Origin of the sequence: Actinomadura opuntiae (assembly GCF_030283205.1) — a bacterium.
In the GTDB taxonomy this organism is placed as follows: Bacteria; Actinomycetota; Actinomycetes; order Streptosporangiales; family Streptosporangiaceae; genus Spirillospora.
On sequence record NZ_JASNWF010000033.1, the window covers coordinates 42,024 to 59,108 of the forward strand.

The window sequence follows — 17,085 nt, forward strand, 5'->3', positions numbered from 1 at the left end:
TGGACCCGCTGTAGGAGGACCACGTGGACCGGTTCCTGACCGCCGACGACCTCGCCAAGACGCTCCGCCAGGACGTCCGGGAGGGGCTCACCGGCACGCCGAAGACCCTGCCGCCCAAGTGGTTCTACGACGAGCGCGGCAGCGCGCTCTTCGAGGAGATCACCAAGCTGGAGGAGTACTACCCGACCCGCCGCGAGCGCGAGATCCTCGTCGCCCGCGCCCCCGAGATCGCCGCGATCACCGGCGCCCGCACGCTGCTGGAGCTGGGCGCCGGGTCGGGGGAGAAGACCCGGCTGCTGCTCGACGCCCTCGCCGGGACGCTGCGCTCCTACGTCCCGGTGGACGTCAGCGGCGACTTCCTGGAGGAGGCCGCGGCCGGGATCGCCGCCGACCATCCCGGCCTGACCGTCCGGACGGTCGTCGCCGACTACGAGCAGCACCTGCACCTGCTGCCGGCGGGGGAGCGGCGGCTGATCGCCTTCCTCGGCGGGACGATCGGCAACATGCCGCCCGCCGCCCGCATCGGGTTCCTCGGCGGCCTGCGCGCCACCATGTCCGAGGGCGACTACCTGCTGCTCGGCGCCGACCTCGTCAAGGACACCGGACGGCTCGTCCGCGCCTACGACGACGCGGCCGGCGTGACCGCCGAGTTCAACAGGAACGTCCTGCACGTCATCAACCGGGAGCTGGACGCCGACTTCGTCCCGGACGCGTTCGAGCACGTCGCGGCCTGGGACGACACCGACGAGTGGATCGAGATGCGGCTGCGGTCCACCCGCGACCAGGACGTCCGCGTCGGCGGCCTCGACCTGGAGGTGTCGTTCGCCGCAGGCGAGGAGATGCGCACCGAGATCTCCTCCAAGTTCCGCCGCGAGCGCCTCGAGACCGAACTGGGCGCCGCCGGGCTGGAACTCGCCGAGTTCTGGACCGACGAGGCCGGCGACTTCTCCCTCTCCCTAGCCCGCCCCGCCGCAGCCTGAACGCACGTTCATTTGCGGCGAGTCGTCGTTATGCGCGCCGCCATAACGACGACTCGCCGCAACTCGACGACGCGGGCGGTGGTCAGGGGGCCTTGCGGAGGGGGCGGGCCAGGCCGAGGCGCCTGAGGTCGGCGGCGAGGCGGGTCGCCACATAGCGGTGGCCCGCCTCGTCGGGGTGCGTCCCGTCCCGCTTGATGTACTGCGGGGCGTTGCCCTGGTGGGTCAGCCGGTTCCCGGTGATCCACCGCTCCGCGAGCGGGTCGACGAACGGGAGCGACATCTGCGTGGCCAGGTTCCGCAGCGCGTTGCGGACGGCCAGCTCGTTGGGCGGCGGCGTGTCGTTGCCCCACAGCGGGCCCATCAGCACGATGTGCGTGCCTGGCCAGCGCTGCCTCGCCCGCTCCAGCAGCGCCCGCGCCGCCGCGGCGACGCGCGGCGCCGGCACCCGCCAGTCGTTGTGGCCGCCCGAGACGACCAGCAGGTCGGGCGCGGGCCGCCAGCCGAGCTGGCTCTCGAACAGCTGCAGGAACGCCTGCCCGCCGACCGTCTTGACGAAGCCGGTCCCGGCGCGTCCCTCCACGACGACCTGCCAGCCCATCAGCCGCCCGGTCGCCGACGCGTAGGTCTCCTCGGGCTGGACGCCCCGGTCGCCGACCGTGTAGCTGTCGCCGAGGAAGAACACCACCGGCGGGCGGGCCGCCTTCCCCGGGCCCGCCTTCCCGGGGGCCCGCTGCGGGGCGGGGCCGTCCGCCCGGGCCGTCCGGTGCCCGGCTCCGCTGACGCCGCCGCAGCCCGCCAGCAGGGGCAGGCCGAGCAGGCCCAGGCACAGCAGGAGGGTCGCCGCGCCGCGTCGGGCGCGGCGAGATGTCATGGAGGACCACCAAATGTTGGGGAAGATGCATCGGTATCTTACTGATCCCCTCCTTCCGCACGGGCCCATCTGAGCGCAATCCCCCGCCTACACTCGCCGTTCACCCCGTCCTCACGCCGCGTCCGGCGCCGCGCAACCCGTCCCCGAGAGGGTTCCGCGGTGACCCGACACCCGCGGCTGCGCGAACTCGACCTGCTCCGCTTCCTGGCGGCGACGGCGGTCGTCCTGTACCACTTCACCGGGTTCGGCGGAGCGGGACCGTGGCCGGAGCACGCGCGCGAGATGTTCCCCGGGCTCGGCGTGGTCACCCGGTACGGCTACCTCGGCGTCGACCTGTTCTTCGTGATCAGCGGGTTCGTGATCCTGATGAGCGCGTGGGGGCGCTCGCCCGGCGAGTTCGGCGTCTCCCGGCTGGTGCGGCTGATGCCCGCGTACTGGGCGAGCGTGCTGCTCGGCGCGGTCGTGTACGCGGTGTTCCGGCAGGGCCACGGCGTCCCGGGGCTGGTGGTGCCGAACCTGACGATGCTCCAGGGCGGGCTGGGCGTGGAGAACGTCGACGCCGTCTACTGGACGCTCTGGGTGGAGATGCACTTCTACGTGCTGGCGGCGGTGCTCGCCGGGGTCGGGATCACCTACCGCTCCTGCCTGATCTTCATGGCGGCGTGGACCTTCGGCGGCGTCTTCGCCGACGAGGCCGGCAGCGACCTGCTCCAGATCATGCTGGTGCCGACGTGGAGCCCCTACTTCATCGCCGGAATGGCGCTGTTCCTGATCCATCGGTTCGGGCCGACGCTGCTGCTGTGGGGCTACGTCGCGGTCTCCTACCTGCTGGCGCTGCACTGGGGCGCCTGGCGCGCCGGGACCGCCTTCAAGGGCGCGGACGACCGGGTCGTCGAGGTCGCCGTCACCGCGATCTTCCTGGTGATGATCCTCGTCGCGACGGGCCGGCTGGGGTGGGTGCGGTGGCGCGGGCTGACCGTCCTCGGGGCGCTGACGTACCCGCTGTACCTCGTCCATTCGCAGCTCGCGCTCCCGCTGCTGGACGCCGTGTATCCGGGGCTGAACCGGTGGGCCGCCCTCGCGGTCGTGATCGCGGCGTCGCTGGCGCTCGCCTACGCCGTGCATCGCTGGGTGGAACGGCCCGGCGCGGCATGGATGCGCGCGCAGTTGCTGGCCTCCCTGGAGCCGATACGGGGCCGCAAGCCCGTCCCCGCCGAAGAGGTGCCCGCCCCGCGCGCCCCCGAGCCGGAGCCGGAACTGGTCTCGCGCTGACCGTCCGGCTTGCACGCCCTTATGTTGGTCGGTCATGGCCATAGGGGTGGACGCCGCGGTGGTGCTGTCGACCGCGGTGAGCCTTGCGTTCGTGCCGCGTTTGGTGCGGAGCGGGGGTGTCGGCGGAGGCGGAGGTGTCGGCGGAGGCGCCGGACGCGTCTGGGCCCGTCCGGAAGCGTTCCTCGCGCTGGTGGTGGCGCTCGTCTACCTCAACCAGGTGCTCTTCACCGTGTACATACTGCGCGTGCATGGCGGGGACGCGTCCTTCATAGCGCGGTACGTGCCCGAGGGGTGGTTCGCGCTGGCGGACGGGTCGTCCATGCGTTCCCTGGCCGCGCACTTCCCGCACCCCGGGCTGCTGGCGCCGTGCATGCTCCGCGTACCGGCGTTCCTTGAGCTGCCGTTCGGCTTGCTCTCCTATGTCACCGTGCTGCGGTGGCTGGATCGCGGGCTGTACAGGCGCGTCGCCACGTCATGGACGGTGTGGGCCGCGTCCCTCTCCTACACGTTCTGCTTCTGCGCCGTGGAGTGGATCCTGCACACCCCCTACACGGTGGACGACATCATCATCCGCGCGTGCACCGGCCTGGTGACGCCGTTGCTCATCCAGTGGCTCGCCCGGCAGGACACCGACGCGCCCACGGTTTCGTCGTTCCCGCAGATGCTGCTGTTCGCCATCTCGGTGTGGGCGCTGGGCCAGCTGGTGCTGACCGTCTACGACACCGCCCTCCTCTACAACCTCGGGCATTTCGGTGGACGCCTGCCGGGCGCGGTGGTCTCGGCGGTGATCCTGGTGGCGGCCCGCTGGCGGGCAGCCCGGACGTCCCAGGGCGGTGAGTCCGGGCTGGCGCTGATGTCCATCGGCACCGGGCTGCGCTGGGCGCTCGGGCTCTTCTTCGTTCCGGCGCTGGCCGTCCGGTACGGCGTGAACTTCGGGACGCCGCTCATCGCCGCCGCGGCGGGCCTGCTGATCTGCGCGGCGGGCGCGGTGTACGCGCTGCGGGAAGGGCTCTCCGGTGCCGGGACGCGCCGCACGCTGCTGTGGGCCGCCCAGATCGCCTTGGCACTGCTCGCCGGGGGAGCGGCCGGGGTCGCCGCCGTCCTGCTGGTGACCGACACCTACTACGAGGCCGGCGTGCTCCGTGCCGCCGCGCTGTGCTTCGCCGTCGCCGTCGCGGTGTGCGCGCTGACCGACCGGTGGATCGACCGCCGCGCGGTGCCCCGGAAGACCGTCGCGCCGGGGGTGTGACGTTTCCGGAACGCGGTGCGCTGAGTGAATTGTGGGTGGCCGTCCGATGTGAGCGGGCATCGGCCGGCCACCTTCCCTGGCGGGCCCGTCTCCCCCGATCGGGCCCGCCGGGGCTTTCCGGGTCACCCGGGTCACCGGATCAGGCCGGCGCGTCCTGGGGGCGGAGCTCGTCGGCGTAGCCGACCGACAGGCGGCGCATGACGCCCGACTCGTCGATGGTGTACTGGCCCATCCGCGACAGCGGCGGCGAGTAGGCGTGGATGGACACGCTGGCGTCGGCCACCCCGGTCAGCCGGTGGATGTGGTCGGGCCCGAAGCAGAACGACCGGCCCTCCGCGACGACCGTGCGGACGTGCGCGCCGCCGATGCGGGGGTTGTTCTCCTCGATGGCGCCGCTGACGACCCGCACCGCGCCCGAGGACACGTCGTGGTCGTGCCACCCGGTGTCGTTGCCGGGCGTCCAGCACAGCAGCCAGACGTCGACGTGCTCGTCCCGGTGGAGGGAGGCGTAGTGCCGGCGCCCGTCCGGGAACTCGACGTGCCGCCGCCACAGCTCCGGGCGCCCGGCCAGGTCGTCCACCAGCGCGCGCAGCTCGCGCTTGTCGAGGGGGCGGGCGGGCAGGTCCGCGAAACCGGGGGCGCGGGACAGGACATCGTGCGACACGGTGCGCTCCTTCCTTTTCATGACGGGACGGCTGACGCGGTGAGCAGGGGCGACGGCTACTGAACCGCATCAGTTAACCGTTTCAGTGAAGCGGTTCAGCAACCGACTCGTCAAGTGGGGTCCCCCCTCCTGTCAGCGGGGCCGTCTAACGTTGGAGGGATGTCGGAGAGGCGCAAACGCGCGACCATCCGTGAAGTGGCCCGGGCGACGGGGCTGTCGCCCGCCGCCGTCTCCTACGCGCTGCGCGGCATCCAGACCTCGGAGGAGACGCAGGAGCGGGTCCGCGCGGCGGCCGAGGAGCTCGGCTACGAGGCCCATCCCATCGCCCGCGCCCTCGCCAGCGGCCGCACCGACCAGGTCGGGCTGCTGTGCGGGTCGCTGGAGGACTACTGGCAGCAGTCCCTGGCGACCGGCATCGGCCGCGCGCTGCTGGCGCGCGACCGCTACGCGCTGATCGTCGACGCCGGCGGCGACCCCGAGCGCGAGCTGGCCCTCGCCCGCCGGCTGCGCGACCAGCGGGTCGACGGGCTGATCGTCCAGCCGCTCGACCCGGCCGCGCCCTTCTGGGCCGAGCTGTCGGAGACGGTCCCGGTGGTGTCGATCGGCGACGCCCTGCACGGCGGCCGGTCGCAGGGCGAGGTGGTGTTCGACAACCGGCGCGGCGTCACGCTGGCGCTGGAGCACCTGCGCGGCCTCGGCCACCAGCGCGTCACCGTGTTCACCCCCACCGGCGCGAGCACCCCCGACCGCCCGGCCGACGTGCACGTCAACGCCGAGGCCGAGCGGCTCGGGCTGCGCGTCGACGTGGTGGTGGTGCCGCAGTCGCTCGCCGAGGCGACCGAGGTCGCGCTGCGCGTGCTCGGCGGCCCCGACCGGCCGACGGCGGTGTTCTGCTTCGCCGACTCCATCGCCTACGGCGTCTACGCCGCCACCCGCGAGCTGGGCCTGGAGGTGCCCGGCGACATCGCGGTCTGCGGCTACGACAACCATCCGATGTCGGCGCTGCTCACGCCGCCGCTGACGTCCGTCGACTGGGACATCGACGGCATCGTGCACGCCGCCGTCCGGCTCGTCGTCGACGTCATCGACGGCAAGCCGCGCAAGCGCCGCGTGGTGCGCGAGCCGTCGCTGCGCATCCGCACCTCCACCGGCGGCCCGCCCGCCTAGGGGTACAGGAACGCGAGGCGGGGGAGGAGGTCGGCGGCGACGGCGATGTCGGCGTCCAGCGGCCGGTCCTCGACACGCGGGTCCAGGACGGCCCCGGCCAGATCGAACGCCGACCGCAGCGGGCCGCCCGACGGGGCCCGCCCCTGCATCCGCAGCGCCCGGACGGCCGCGACCAGCTCGCAGCCGAGGCCGAGCCGGTAGGCGGCCACCGCGTCGGTGGTCGCGCGCGCCGACTGGGTGGAGAAGCCCGCGTGCTCCTCGACGCCGCGCGACAGCACCGCGCTGCCGAGCGCGGCGGGCGTGGCGAGCCGGCGCACGTCGGCGAGGCAGGAGTGCGCCACGTACTCAAGGATCATGATCCCCGACGACGCCTCGGTAGCGCCCTGGAACGGGTACAGGCCGGTGAACGACGGCTCGGCGAGCGTGCCGAGCCGCGCGGCGGCCAGCGCCATCGTCTGGAACAGCGCGGCGCGGGCCGCGTCGAGCGCGAGGCCGACGTAGGCGGTGTGGAAGTTGCCGTTGTGCCAGACCGTCCGCCCGGCGACGTCCACCAGCGGGTTCTCGGCCGCCGCGTTGATCTCCCGCGCGACCACCTGCTCGGCGTACCCGGCCGCCTCCAGCGCCGGGCCGTGGACCTGCGGGAACGCCCGGTAGCCGTACGGGTCCTGGATCCGCATCGGGGCGGGCCGGTCGAAGGCGAGCAGGGTGCGCATCGCCTCGGCGGCCTCGCGCTGGCCGGGGTGCGGGCAGGCGTCCTGCACGGGCGGGGCGTACGGCTCCTCCGACGCCCGGACGGCGAAGTGCGACAGGGCGGCCACCACCGTCGAGGCGCGCAGCGTCTCCCGCAGGTCGGCCACCGCGACCGCCGCCTCCCCGAGGGTGGCGGCGTTGGAGCTGATGAAGGCCAGCGCGTCGGCGGACTGGAGCCGGTACCGCGGGCCGCGCTCGGGCGTCCCGTCCGGCCCGGCCAGCCAGGACCGCTCGCCGAGCAGGCACAGCGCGGTCGACGCCAGCGCGGTCAGGTCGCCGGTGCCGATCGCCCCGTACACCGGGACGGGCGGGAGAAGCCCCAGGTTGAGCACGTCCGCCAGCGCTTGGAGCGCTCCAGGTTCGACGCCCGAGCCGCCCGCCGCGATCTGGTTCAGCCGGACGGCCAGCATCGCCCGGACGATCTCCGGCGCCACCAGCGGCCCCGCCCCGGCCGCGTGGCTGCGCAGCAGCCGCAGCCCGTGCGCGTCGGCGTCCTCCCACTCGACGTCCACCACGCGGTTCGCGCCGACCCCGGTCGTCCGCCCGTAGACCGGCTGCGCCGCGGCGACCTCGCGGGCCACCCGCCAGGCCGCGCGGGCGCGCTCCACCCCCTCGGGAGCTATGGCGACCATCACATCTTCGCGGGCCGCGAGCACGACCTGAGCGCAGGTGAGCGAGGCGCCGTCGATAACGATTCGGCTGTTCTCCACGGGCCTACGCTACTTTCCCCAGATTTCAGATAGTTATCCTCAAGAACTGATGTTCCTGACAAGGCGGGACTCTGACGGGACGGTACACATTGGTTACGGTTGGGGAGAAGGCCGGAGTCGATCATCGGCGTTGCGACGCCCAACGAGGACGTGAATCGTTTGATCACCTTTGAGGGCGTGACCAAGCGCTACCCGGACGGCACCGTCGCGCTCGACGACGTCAGCCTCGAGTGCCCCACGGGCCGGATCACCGTGTTCGTCGGCACCTCGGGCGGCGGCAAGACCACCGCGCTGCGCACCATCAACCGGATGGTCGAGCCCACCGCCGGGCGCGTGCTCATCGACGGCGGCGACGTCCGCGAGCGCAGGCCCGCCGAGCTGCGGCGCGGCATCGGCTACGTCATCCAGCACGCCGGGCTGTTCCCGCACCGCACCATCGAGGACAACATCGCCACGGTCCCGTACCTGCTGCGCTGGAACAAGAAGAAGGCCCGCGCCACCGCGCACGAGCTGATGGAGCGCGTCGGCCTCGACCCGTCGATGGCCCGGCGCTACCCGTTCCAGCTGTCGGGCGGCCAGCAGCAGCGCGTCGGGGTCGCCCGCGCGCTCGCCGCCGACCCGCCGATCATGCTGATGGACGAGCCGTTCAGCGCCGTCGACCCGGTCGTCCGCGCCGAGCTGCAGGACGAGTTCCTGCGCCTGCAGGCCGAGCTGCACAAGACCATCGTGTTCGTCACCCACGACATCGACGAGGCGATCAAGCTCGGCGACCGCGTCGCGGTGTTCCAGACGGGCGGGAAGCTCGTCCAGGTCGACGCCCCCGAGGACCTCCTCGCCCACCCCGCCGACGACTTCGTCGCCGGGTTCATCGGCCAGAACCGGGGCATCCGCACCCTGTCCTTCGCCGAGACGGGCGGGCTGCGGCTGCGCGACGACGCGGTCTTCGCGGCGTCCGCCGACGCCCGGGAGGCCGCCGGGCTGGACTGGGCGCTCGTCGTCGACGCGGACCGCAGGCCCCTCGGCTGGGTCCGGCCCGCCGACGAGACCGGCCCGCTGGCGGAGGCGCGGCTCGCCCCGGTCGGCGCCACCTTCCGCGCCGGCGCCGACTCGGTCCGCGTCGCCCTGGACGCGGCCGTCCTGTCCCCGGCGGGCCTGGCGGTCGGGGTCGACGAGGCGGGCAGGGTGGTCGGCACCGCGGGCGGCGCCGACCTGCTCGCCGTCCCCACCCACGGCTTCGACGGCCGCGCCGACGACGGCCTCCCCGCCGACGCGCCCGAGGGCGCAGGCGCGGGCGAGCCCGCCGAGGCGGCGAAGGCCCCGTCCAAGGACGGTGTCGGCGACTGATGGACATCGACTGGGGCTGGATCGGCGAGCACACCGACTCGCTCGGCGACCACGCCCTCATCCACATCCGGCTCGCGCTGCTGCCGGTGCTGTTCGGGCTGCTCATCTCGCTGCCCGCCGGGGTCGCCTGCCGCCGCTGGCGGTGGCTGTACGCGCCGGTCCTGACCGTGTCGAACGTGCTGTACGCGATCCCGTCGCTGGCGCTGTTCATGCTGTTCATCCAGTACACCGGGCTGAGCGCGTCCACGGTCATGATCCCGCTGACCCTCTACAGCCTGTCGGTGCTGATCCCGAACGTGGTGGACGGGCTCGGCTCGGTCTCCGAACCGGTCCGGCAGGCCGCCACCGCGATGGGGTTCGGCACGCTGCGCCGGCTCGTCCAGGTCGAGCTGCCGATCGCGGTGCCCGTCGTCATCGCCGGCGTCCGGGTCGCCGCGGTGTCGTCGATCAGCCTCGTCGCGATCGGCCAGCTGATCGGCCAGGGCGGGCTCGGCTACGACATCATCCGCGGCTCCCAGCTGCAGTTCCAGACCCAGATCCTCGCCGCGTCCGTGCTGATCGTCCTGCTGGCGCTCGCCACCGACGCGATCCTGGTCATCGTCCAGCGGCTGTTCACCCCCTGGGCGCGGGCGCGCAGGAGGGCATCGTGAACGACGTCTGGAACCAGATCCACCTGTGCTGGACGTGGCTGACCGCGTCCGCGCAGTGGCACGGCGAGGACGGCATCCCGCACCGGCTCCTCCAGCACGTGGTCTACAGCGGCGTGTCGCTCGCCTGCGCCGCCGTGATCGGGCTGGCCCTCGGCCTGCTCATCGGGCACACCGGGCGCGGCGGCTTCGCCGTCGTCAGCATCGCCAACCTGGCCCGCGCGATCCCCACGTTCGGCCTGGTGGTGTACGTCGTCCTCGTCCACTACAGCATCACGGCCGCGCTGATCGCGCTCGTCGCCCTCGCCGTCCCGCCGATCCTCGTCAACACCTACGAGGGCCTGCGCGGCGTCGACGCCGACACCAAGGACGCCGCCAGCGGCATGGGCATGACCGGCTGGGGCGTGCTGTGGAGGGCCGAGGTGCCGATGGCGCTGCCGCTGATCCTGCTCGGGCTGCGCACGTCCGCGATCCAGGTGGTGGCGACCGCGACCATCGTCGCCTACCCCGGCTTCGGGGGCCTCGGCCGCTACATCATCGACGGGCTGGCCCGCAACGACTACCAGCTGGTCGTCGGGGGGACCGTCCTGGTGGTGCTGCTCGCACTGATCGTCCAGGTGGTGTTCGCGGCGCTGCGCCGCCTCGTCGTCTCGCCGGGCCTGCTCGGCACCGCCCGGTCCTCCTGACCCTTTTCAACCTAAGGAAACGACCATGAAGAACATCATCCGTGGCGCGGCCGTCGGCCTCGCGGCCGCCCTGACGCTGTCGGCCTGCGGCGGCGGGGGCGACGACAACGACAAGAACCCCCTGTCCGGCGGCGGCGCCTCCAAGGGCACCATCACCGTCGGCGGCGCCAACTTCCCCGAGAGCGGCCTGCTCGGCGAGGTCTACGCGCAGGCGCTGGAGGCCAAGGGCCTCAAGGTCAACCGGAAGTTCAACATCGGCGCCCGCGAGATCTACTACGACCAGGTCGTCAAGGGCGGCATCGGCGTGATGCCGGAGTACAACGGCGCCCTGCTCACCACCTCGGTCGACAAGACCAGCACCGCGGCCACCACCGAGGAGGTCAACGCCGCCCTCAAGGCCAAGCTGCCGCCGTCGGTGGAGGTCCTGAACTCCGCGCAGGCCGAGGACAAGGACTCCGTCACCGTCAACCCGCAGACGGCGTCGAAGTACAAGCTGAAGAGCATCGCCGACCTCAAGCCGGTCGCGAACCAGCTGACCATCGCGGGCCCGTCGGAGTTCAAGACCCGCCAGCAGGGCCTCGTCGGCCTGAAGAAGGTCTACGGCCTGGACTTCAAGAAGTTCCAGCCGTTCGACGCCGGCGCCCAGGCCACCCTGGTCAAGCTGCTCACCCAGAACAAGGTGCAGGCCGCCGACCTGTTCACCACCGACCCGACGATCGTGGAGAAGAAGCTCGTCGTCCTGGAGGACCCGAAGCACGTATTCAGCGCGCAGAACGTCACGCCGCTGGTCAACAAGTCCGCGGTGAACCCGACCGCGGTCGCGGCGCTGAACGCCGTCTCCGCCAAGCTCACCACCCAGGACCTCCTGGACATGATGAAGCGCATCGCCATCGACAAGGACGACCAGGAGAAGGTCGCCGGCGACTGGCTCAAGAAGAGCGGCCTCGCCTGACGGCCCGCCCTACGGAAGCCCGCCGCGCCGCCGCGGCGGGCTTCCGCACGTCAGCCGCTATGAAAACGTGATGATTGCCAAGAGTCAAAGGCTCTTCATTGGGGACACTCAGCGCCGACACGACAAACAAGGAGGCCCCCCGATGCCCTGGCTCATGATTCTCGTCCTGCTTCTCGCGCTGCTCCTGTTCGGGATCGGCTTCACCCTGAAGGTGCTCTGGATCGTCGCCGCCGTCGTCCTGATCGTGTGGCTGGTGGGCTTCGTCGCCCGCAGCACCGGCCCGTCCGGCCGCCGTGGCCGCTGGTACCGCTGGTAACCCGGCCGCACCTAGCACCGCACGACGCCCGCTCCGTGCGCGCGGCCGTCCTCCAGCAGGCGGACGGCCGCGCGGGCGGTCGCCGCGTCCCGCTGCCTGCGCGGAGGCGCCCACCGTTGGTCCGGCCCTTTGGCGACGTCCGGCCCACGTCCGACGTCCTCGCCATGATCAACGAGGCCTAGAGCCGCTCCAGTAGGGCTTGGGTGTGGTCGCGTTCGGCCTGTGCGTCGAGGCGGTCGAACGCCGCGAGGGCGCGGGCGAGTTCGGCGCGGTCGTCGTGGAGGCGCCCGCGGGCACGGGCGAGGCAGGCCGCGGCCCAGGCGTTCTCCTCGGCGAGCGGGGCGGCCGTCGCCAGCAGTTCCGCCGCGTCGGGCAGGCGTGCCGCCACGGCCAGTTCCGCGCCCGCCGCCCGCGCGTACGCGAGGTATTTGTCCAGCGGGGCGTCGACCGCGAACGCCCTGCGTACAAGGGGTTCGGCGGCGTCGTACCGCTCGTCGTGGAGGGCGATGCGGGCGTCGACGAACGCCGCGACCGGTGCCGTGTCGAGCGTGCCGCCGCCCACCTCCGTGGCACGCTCCCGCCACAGCGCCACCGACCCCGGCTCATCGAGCATGGCGCCGGCCAGCACCGTCATGCTCACGGCCGGCAGCATCCAGAGCGGGGCGGGGCGTCCGGCGCGTTCCCACTGGTCGATCATCCGTTCGGCGTGGTCGATCGCGTCGTGGAAACGGCCGGTCAGCGCGAGGGGCTGGACGAGGCGGCTGGCCGTGATGTGGGTGTCGCGCAGCAGGTCGTCGCCGATGCCGGCGCGGGCGGCGGCCATCGCGCCGGGCAGGTCGCCGGTCATGATCGCGTAGACGCAGGCGCGGCCGTAGGTGTTGCAGATCTCCGGTGCGCAGTACGGGTCGTCGCGGTCCATGGACGGCAGCAGCGCCAGGCGTTCGCGGGTGATGCGGTCGGCCTCGCGCAGCCGTCCGGCGTGCAGGGCCGCGGTCCCGGCGGCGCAGAGGCCGGAGCTGATCAGGACCGGGTCCGTCGTCGCCCGGCTGGCTGCGAGGGCGTCGGCGGCGAGGTCGGGGTCGGGTGCGCCCTTGTCCGGGCCGGCCAGCCACGCGCGGGCCAGCGCCAGGTGCGCCGCGACCTCCGGATCGTCGCCGGGTGCGGCCGCGACCGCCCCGTCGAGGAGGCCGCGCAGGCGCTCGTACGGGACGCCGGTCTCGAACGCCTCGGGGTACCGGCAGGCCGTCTCGACCGCGAGGGCCAGGTCGATCGCCCGGCCGCGGGCGTCGCCGGCCCGTGCCGCCTGTTCGGCCGCCTCCAGCAGCAGGTCGTACACGTGCTGGTTGGACGTGGTGCTGACGTGCGCGCACCCGGCTCCGGCGCGCAGGTCGCGGGCCGCCGAGGCCGCGTTCGGCGCGAGCGCGGCGGCGGTCCGGTGGTGGGCGAAGGACTCCAGCAGGTGGCGGCGGGCGTAGGTCAGGTGCGCCAGCGCGCTCGCCAGCCGGTGCGTCACCTCGCCCGGGCCGCCGGCCCCGGCGAGCGCGACGCGCAGGTCCGCGGCCATGGCGTCGAAGTCCTCGCGCCAGGCGGGATCGCCGAGCCTGCCCTCCGTGGCCGACGCCGCGCCGGCGGCCCAGCGGAGGTGGTGCGCCCGGGTCTTGTCCTCCTCGCCCGCGGCCGACATCTGCGCCAGCGCGAACGCGCGGACGGTCTCCAGCAGGCGCCACCGGCTGGCCCGCCCGCGCACGTGCACGACGAGGCTCTTGTCGACCAGCCGGCCGAGCAGGTCGGCGACGCCCGCGCGGTCCCCGCCGACGGCGGCCGCGGCGTCCATGTCGAAGGCCCCGACGAACACCCCGAGCCGCCGGAACAGCGTCTGCTCCTCCTCGTCGAGCAGGTCGTAGCTCCACGACAGGACCGCGCGCAGCGAACGGTGCCGCTCGTCGCCGCCGCGCACGCCGGACAGCAGCCGCAGCGCGTCGTCGAGCGCCGCGAGCAGTCCCGTGGGGCCCAGCGACGCGCCCCGGGCCGCGGCCAGCTCGATCGCGAGCGGCATGCCGTCCAGCCGCGCGCACAGCTCCGCGACCACCGCGGGCTCGGCCACGAACTCCGGGTCCGCGGCCAGCGCCCGGTCGCGGAAAAGCCGCTCGGCGTCCGAGCCCAGCGGCAGCGGCGCGATCGGCACGCTGCGCTCGCCCGGCACGCCGAGGCGTTCCCGGCTTGTCACCAGGACGCGGGTGCCCGGGCAGGCGGCCAGGATCCGCTCGGCGAACCCGGCGGCCTCGTCGATCACGTGCTCGCAGTTGTCCAGGACCAGCAGCGACCGCCCGGTGCCCAGCCGCGCCGCGATCGCCTCCTCCAGCGGCTGGTGCGAGCCCTCGGTCACCCCGAGCGCGGTCGCGACCGCGCGGGCCACGAACCCGTCGCGCACCGGCACCAGGTCCACGAACGCCCCGCCGGACGGGAACAGCGCCACGGCCTCCTCGGCCGCCACCGCGGCCAGCCGGGTCTTGCCCACCCCGCCCGGGCCCAGCAGCGTCACCAGCCGGGCCTGCTCGACCGCGGCCAGGACGGCGGCGCGCTCGGCCGCGCGTCCCACGAACGTCGTCCCGGACACCGGCAGCCCGGCCACCCGGCCCGGCTCCCGCTCCCCGGCGCGGGCCAGCTCGGCCAGCGCCCACCGGTCGGCCATGCCGTACTTGCGCAGCAGCGACGACACGTGGCTCTCCACCGTGCGCACGGAGATGTGCAGCCGGTTCGCGATCTGCGCGTTGGACAGCCGCGCCCCCAGCGCGGCCAGCACCTCGGCCTCCCGCTCAGAGATCCGCTCCGCCACCCTGGGCCCCTTTCCGTGGCAGCGTCCGTGGTGTTCTGCGGTCAGCACGGATGCCCGCACCCGCCTGCCTGGACGACGCTGAAGGCACCGACAGGGGAGGACACCATGAACACCCTAACCGCGCGTCCCGCCGCAGATCTGGACGAACTCGTCACCGCCGTACGCGGCGCGGTCGCCCGCAACGCCGGCTGGCGCGAGACCGCGTCGTACGTGGGCGACGCGCTCCGCGAGCACATGCCCTCGCCCGGCCTGCTTCCCGCGGACCTGTTCGACGGCGAGCGCGGCACGTACCGCAGCCACCGCGTGCACGTGGAGCCGGACGGCTCGTTCTCGATGGTGGCGATCGCCTGGCAGCCCGGCGCGCTGACCCGCATCCACGACCACGTGACCTGGTGCGTGTTCGGCGTCCTGACCGGCGTGGAGCACGAGGACCTCTACACCCTCTCCGAGGACGGCTCGACCCTGATCGAGGCCGGCCACAACCCGAACCTGACCGGCGAAGTCAGCGCCTTCGCCCCGCCCGGCGACATCCACCGCGTCCGCAACATCGGCGACGAGATCGCCGTCTCCCTGCACATCTACGGCACCGACCTGGACCGCATCGGCTCCAGCGCCCGCCGCTTCTACGACCTCCCGGTCCAGAACCGACAGGAGAACTGACATGACCACGCCGAACGAGACCGCCGAGATCCTGAACCGCCCGCTGAGCCAGGAACTGCTGGCCCGCGACATCACCCGCATGGCGTACGTCGCCGAGGACGGCACGCCGCGGAACGTCCCCGTCGGGTTCAGCTGGAACGGCACCGAGATCGTCATATGCACCGCGCGGAACGCCCCGAAGCTCGCCCACCTCCGCAAGAACCCCGCGGTCGCCCTGACGATCGACACCGAGGTGCACCCGCCCAAGATCCTGCTCATCCGCGGCCACGCCGAGCTCGACGTCACCGACGGCATCCCCGACGAATACCTCGAAATGAACACCACCTACCAGATGACGCCCGAGCAGCGGGTCGAGTGGGAGGCCGGGGTGCGCTCGCTCTACCACGAGGGCATGGTCCGCATCGTCGTCACCCCGACCTGGGCGAAACTGATCGACTTCGAGACGACCCTCCCGAGCGCCGTCGAGGAGCTGATCCGGCAGCAGGCCGAACGCCAGGCATCCGGCTCCTGAGGGCCGGACCCGGCGCGGGCCCGTCGCGGTGTTTTGTCAGCGGGTGCGCAAAAGGACGGGGCAGGCTGTCCGTTCTGTGAGCAGTGGCGGCGGGCGGGCGAACCTAGGCTCTGCCTAGGACGGCCGGGCCGCGGGCCCGGCGGCACGCCGTGGCGCAGGGGGACGCCCGCAGGAAGGACGGCCATGCACCCGCTTCCCCTCACCGCCCGGCGGCGTTCGGTCGCCGCAGTGGCGCTGACCTGCACCGCCCTGGCGGTACCGGCGGTCGCGTCGCCGCCGTCCGCGCGGGCCGACGCGCTGAGCCCGGACCGCGTCACCGTCACCGTGGACGGCGCACCCGCCTACCGGCTCGACGGCGACCTGCGCTCCGGCGGGATCACCGTCACCGAGGCCACGCCCGACTACAACACCAACAAGGTGCAGGGGCAGGGGAGGCTGCGCGGCGCGGAGGGCGGGACGGCGACCGTCCGGTTCGGGCTGACGCGCACGCTCGCGGGCCTGTCGGGGACCTTCAGCCTCGACGACGCCGGAGTGCAGATCTCCGCGACCGTCATCAGCGGCGTGCAGACGCCCACGGACGGCACGGTGACCTGGCAGGGGCAGGGGACCGTGAAGGCCGACGGCCGGACGAGCACCCGGACGGTCGGCTTCACCGTCCAGGACCGCCACCCCGACCCGGGCGACCACGCGATCCACCTCGTCCACGCGGGGCAGAAGCGGGTGGCGATCCTCCGGCTTCCCGACGGCTACGACGGCACGCCCCTTCCGGCCCTGTTCCACTTCCCGGGACTGTTCGAGACGCCGCTGTTCGCCGAGTTCTACGGGCGCATGGCCGACTACGCCAAGACCCGCGGCTTCATCATGATCACGCCGGAGCACTACGGCACCGGATGGCAGGGCGTCGCCGGCGGCCAGCCGGGCGCCGACGTCGACGACCCGGGCTTCGTGTCCGCGCTCCAGGACGTCCTGGTCAAGCGCTTCAACGCCGACCCGCGCCGCCTCTACGCCTCCGGCATGAGCAACGGCGGGTTCTTCACCAGCAAGCTGGCCTGCGAGAACACGCGGTTCGCCGCCTACGCGCCGGTATCCGGCCAGCTGGAGGACCAGGCCGCCTGCCATCCCGGCCGCGCCGTCCCCATGCTGATGATCCACGGCGACGCCGACCCGATCGTCCCGTACGCCACCGCGACGGCCGCCGCGCCCTTCTGGGCCCGCAACAACGGCTGCGCGGCCACCACGACCGACACCGACCTGCCCGACACGCACCCCGACGACGGCACCACCGTCACCAGGCACGACTACAACGGCTGCCCCGCCGGCGCCCCGGTGATCCTCTACCAGATCAAGGGCGGCGGCCATAACTGGCCCGGCGGCACGCCCTATCTCGGGCCGCTGCTCGGCGGCACCACCCAGGACATCGACGCCAACGCCGTCATCTGGGACTTCGTCTCCCGCTTCCGCCTCTCCTGA

General features: G+C 73.1%; 16 protein-coding genes. 12 read left to right on the plus strand and 4 right to left on the minus strand.

Features of this window, described 5'->3' with window-relative positions:
• The first annotated feature begins 23 nt into the window (after positions 1-23).
• Positions 24-980, plus strand: a complete 957-nt coding sequence (egtD, locus tag QP089_RS44340; protein ID WP_285920597.1) for an L-histidine N(alpha)-methyltransferase — start codon at positions 24-26, stop codon at positions 978-980.
• Positions 981-1,062: 82 nt separating this feature from the next.
• On the opposite strand, the gene QP089_RS44345 is transcribed toward egtD, so the two are convergent.
• Positions 1,063-1,851 carry an SGNH/GDSL hydrolase family protein gene (locus tag QP089_RS44345; protein ID WP_285920598.1) on the minus strand — a complete coding sequence of 263 codons (789 nt, stop codon included), beginning with the start codon at positions 1,849-1,851 and terminating at the stop codon, positions 1,063-1,065.
• Positions 1,852-2,010: 159 nt separating this feature from the next.
• Here QP089_RS44345 and QP089_RS44350 point away from each other — a divergent pair, with 159 nt between their 5' ends.
• Both QP089_RS44350 and QP089_RS44355 read left to right on the plus strand, forming a co-directional pair.
• On the plus strand, positions 2,011-3,123 hold the full coding sequence (locus QP089_RS44350; protein ID WP_285920599.1) for an acyltransferase family protein: 1,113 nt from the start codon (positions 2,011-2,013) through the stop codon (positions 3,121-3,123).
• A gap of 34 nt (positions 3,124-3,157) precedes the next feature.
• A complete protein-coding gene (locus QP089_RS44355) occupies positions 3,158-4,372 on the plus strand; it encodes a hypothetical protein (RefSeq protein ID WP_285920600.1) in 1,215 nt (404 codons plus the stop codon).
• A gap of 139 nt (positions 4,373-4,511) precedes the next feature.
• On the opposite strand, the gene QP089_RS44360 is transcribed toward QP089_RS44355, so the two are convergent.
• The gene (locus QP089_RS44360; RefSeq protein WP_285920601.1) at positions 4,512-5,036 is read right to left on the minus strand and encodes a cysteine dioxygenase; all 525 of its coding nucleotides are present in this window, start codon (positions 5,034-5,036) and stop codon (positions 4,512-4,514) included.
• Positions 5,037-5,231: 195 nt separating this feature from the next.
• On the opposite strand from QP089_RS44360, the gene QP089_RS44365 reads away from it, so the two are divergent.
• Positions 5,232-6,203, plus strand: coding sequence for a LacI family DNA-binding transcriptional regulator (locus QP089_RS44365; RefSeq protein WP_285920602.1), 972 nt, complete (start codon positions 5,232-5,234; stop codon positions 6,201-6,203).
• On the opposite strand, the gene QP089_RS44370 is transcribed toward QP089_RS44365, so the two are convergent.
• Positions 6,200-7,663 (minus strand): aromatic amino acid ammonia-lyase, encoded by a 1,464-nt coding sequence (locus QP089_RS44370; protein WP_285920603.1) that lies wholly within the window; start codon positions 7,661-7,663, stop codon positions 6,200-6,202. The genes QP089_RS44365 and QP089_RS44370 overlap by 4 nt on opposite strands.
• Positions 7,664-7,822: 159 nt before the next feature.
• Between QP089_RS44370 and QP089_RS44375 the strand changes: the two genes are divergently transcribed.
• The 5 genes from QP089_RS44375 to QP089_RS44395 all read left to right on the plus strand — a co-directional run bounded on the left by QP089_RS44375 (position 7,823) and on the right by QP089_RS44395 (position 11,608).
• Positions 7,823-9,007 (plus strand): ABC transporter ATP-binding protein, encoded by a 1,185-nt coding sequence (locus QP089_RS44375; RefSeq protein ID WP_285920604.1) that lies wholly within the window; start codon positions 7,823-7,825, stop codon positions 9,005-9,007.
• Entirely contained in the window at positions 9,007-9,657 is a 651-nt protein-coding gene (locus QP089_RS44380) for an ABC transporter permease (protein WP_285920605.1), read from the plus strand. Before QP089_RS44375 ends, QP089_RS44380 begins: the two co-directional genes overlap by 1 nt.
• Positions 9,654-10,340, plus strand: coding sequence for an ABC transporter permease (locus QP089_RS44385; protein ID WP_285920606.1), 687 nt, complete (start codon positions 9,654-9,656; stop codon positions 10,338-10,340). Before QP089_RS44380 ends, QP089_RS44385 begins: the two co-directional genes overlap by 4 nt.
• Positions 10,341-10,365: 25 nt before the next feature.
• Entirely contained in the window at positions 10,366-11,292 is a 927-nt protein-coding gene (locus QP089_RS44390; protein WP_285920607.1) for an ABC transporter substrate-binding protein, read from the plus strand.
• A 142-nt stretch (positions 11,293-11,434) separates the two neighbouring features.
• On the plus strand, positions 11,435-11,608 hold the full coding sequence (locus QP089_RS44395) for a hydrophobic protein (protein WP_285920608.1): 174 nt from the start codon (positions 11,435-11,437) through the stop codon (positions 11,606-11,608).
• A 178-nt stretch (positions 11,609-11,786) separates the two neighbouring features.
• On the opposite strand, the gene QP089_RS44400 is transcribed toward QP089_RS44395, so the two are convergent.
• The gene (locus tag QP089_RS44400; protein WP_285920609.1) at positions 11,787-14,444 is read right to left on the minus strand and encodes an ATP-binding protein; all 2,658 of its coding nucleotides are present in this window, start codon (positions 14,442-14,444) and stop codon (positions 11,787-11,789) included.
• 105 nt (positions 14,445-14,549) lie between these two features.
• Between QP089_RS44400 and QP089_RS44405 the strand changes: the two genes are divergently transcribed.
• The 3 genes from QP089_RS44405 (at position 14,550) to QP089_RS44415 (ending at position 17,085) form a co-directional block, all read left to right on the plus strand.
• Positions 14,550-15,104: a cysteine dioxygenase family protein gene (locus QP089_RS44405; protein ID WP_285920610.1), complete on the plus strand. Its 555-nt coding sequence runs from the start codon at positions 14,550-14,552 to the stop codon at positions 15,102-15,104.
• A gap of 1 nt (position 15,105) precedes the next feature.
• The gene (locus QP089_RS44410) at positions 15,106-15,615 is read left to right on the plus strand and encodes a pyridoxamine 5'-phosphate oxidase family protein (protein ID WP_285920611.1); all 510 of its coding nucleotides are present in this window, start codon (positions 15,106-15,108) and stop codon (positions 15,613-15,615) included.
• Between the two features lie 183 nt (positions 15,616-15,798).
• Positions 15,799-17,085, plus strand: a complete 1,287-nt coding sequence (locus tag QP089_RS44415; protein WP_285920612.1) for a CE1 family esterase — start codon at positions 15,799-15,801, stop codon at positions 17,083-17,085.

Excerpts from the sequence above, each read along its gene's own strand:
- QP089_RS44415 (WP_285920612.1), top strand. The coding sequence starts at position 15,799 with ATGCACCCGCTTCCCCTCACCGCCCGGCGGCGTTCGGTCGCCGCAGTG.
- QP089_RS44395 (WP_285920608.1), top strand. The coding sequence starts at position 11,435 with ATGCCCTGGCTCATGATTCTCGTCCTGCTTCTCGCGCTGCTCCTGTTC.
- QP089_RS44355 (WP_285920600.1), top strand. The coding sequence starts at position 3,158 with ATGGCCATAGGGGTGGACGCCGCGGTGGTGCTGTCGACCGCGGTGAGC.
- QP089_RS44345 (WP_285920598.1), bottom strand. The coding sequence starts at position 1,851 with ATGACATCTCGCCGCGCCCGACGCGGCGCGGCGACCCTCCTGCTGTGC.
- QP089_RS44380 (WP_285920605.1), top strand. The coding sequence starts at position 9,007 with ATGGACATCGACTGGGGCTGGATCGGCGAGCACACCGACTCGCTCGGC.
- QP089_RS44410 (WP_285920611.1), top strand. The coding sequence starts at position 15,106 with ATGACCACGCCGAACGAGACCGCCGAGATCCTGAACCGCCCGCTGAGC.
- QP089_RS44405 (WP_285920610.1), top strand. The coding sequence starts at position 14,550 with ATGAACACCCTAACCGCGCGTCCCGCCGCAGATCTGGACGAACTCGTC.
- QP089_RS44390 (WP_285920607.1), top strand. The coding sequence starts at position 10,366 with ATGAAGAACATCATCCGTGGCGCGGCCGTCGGCCTCGCGGCCGCCCTG.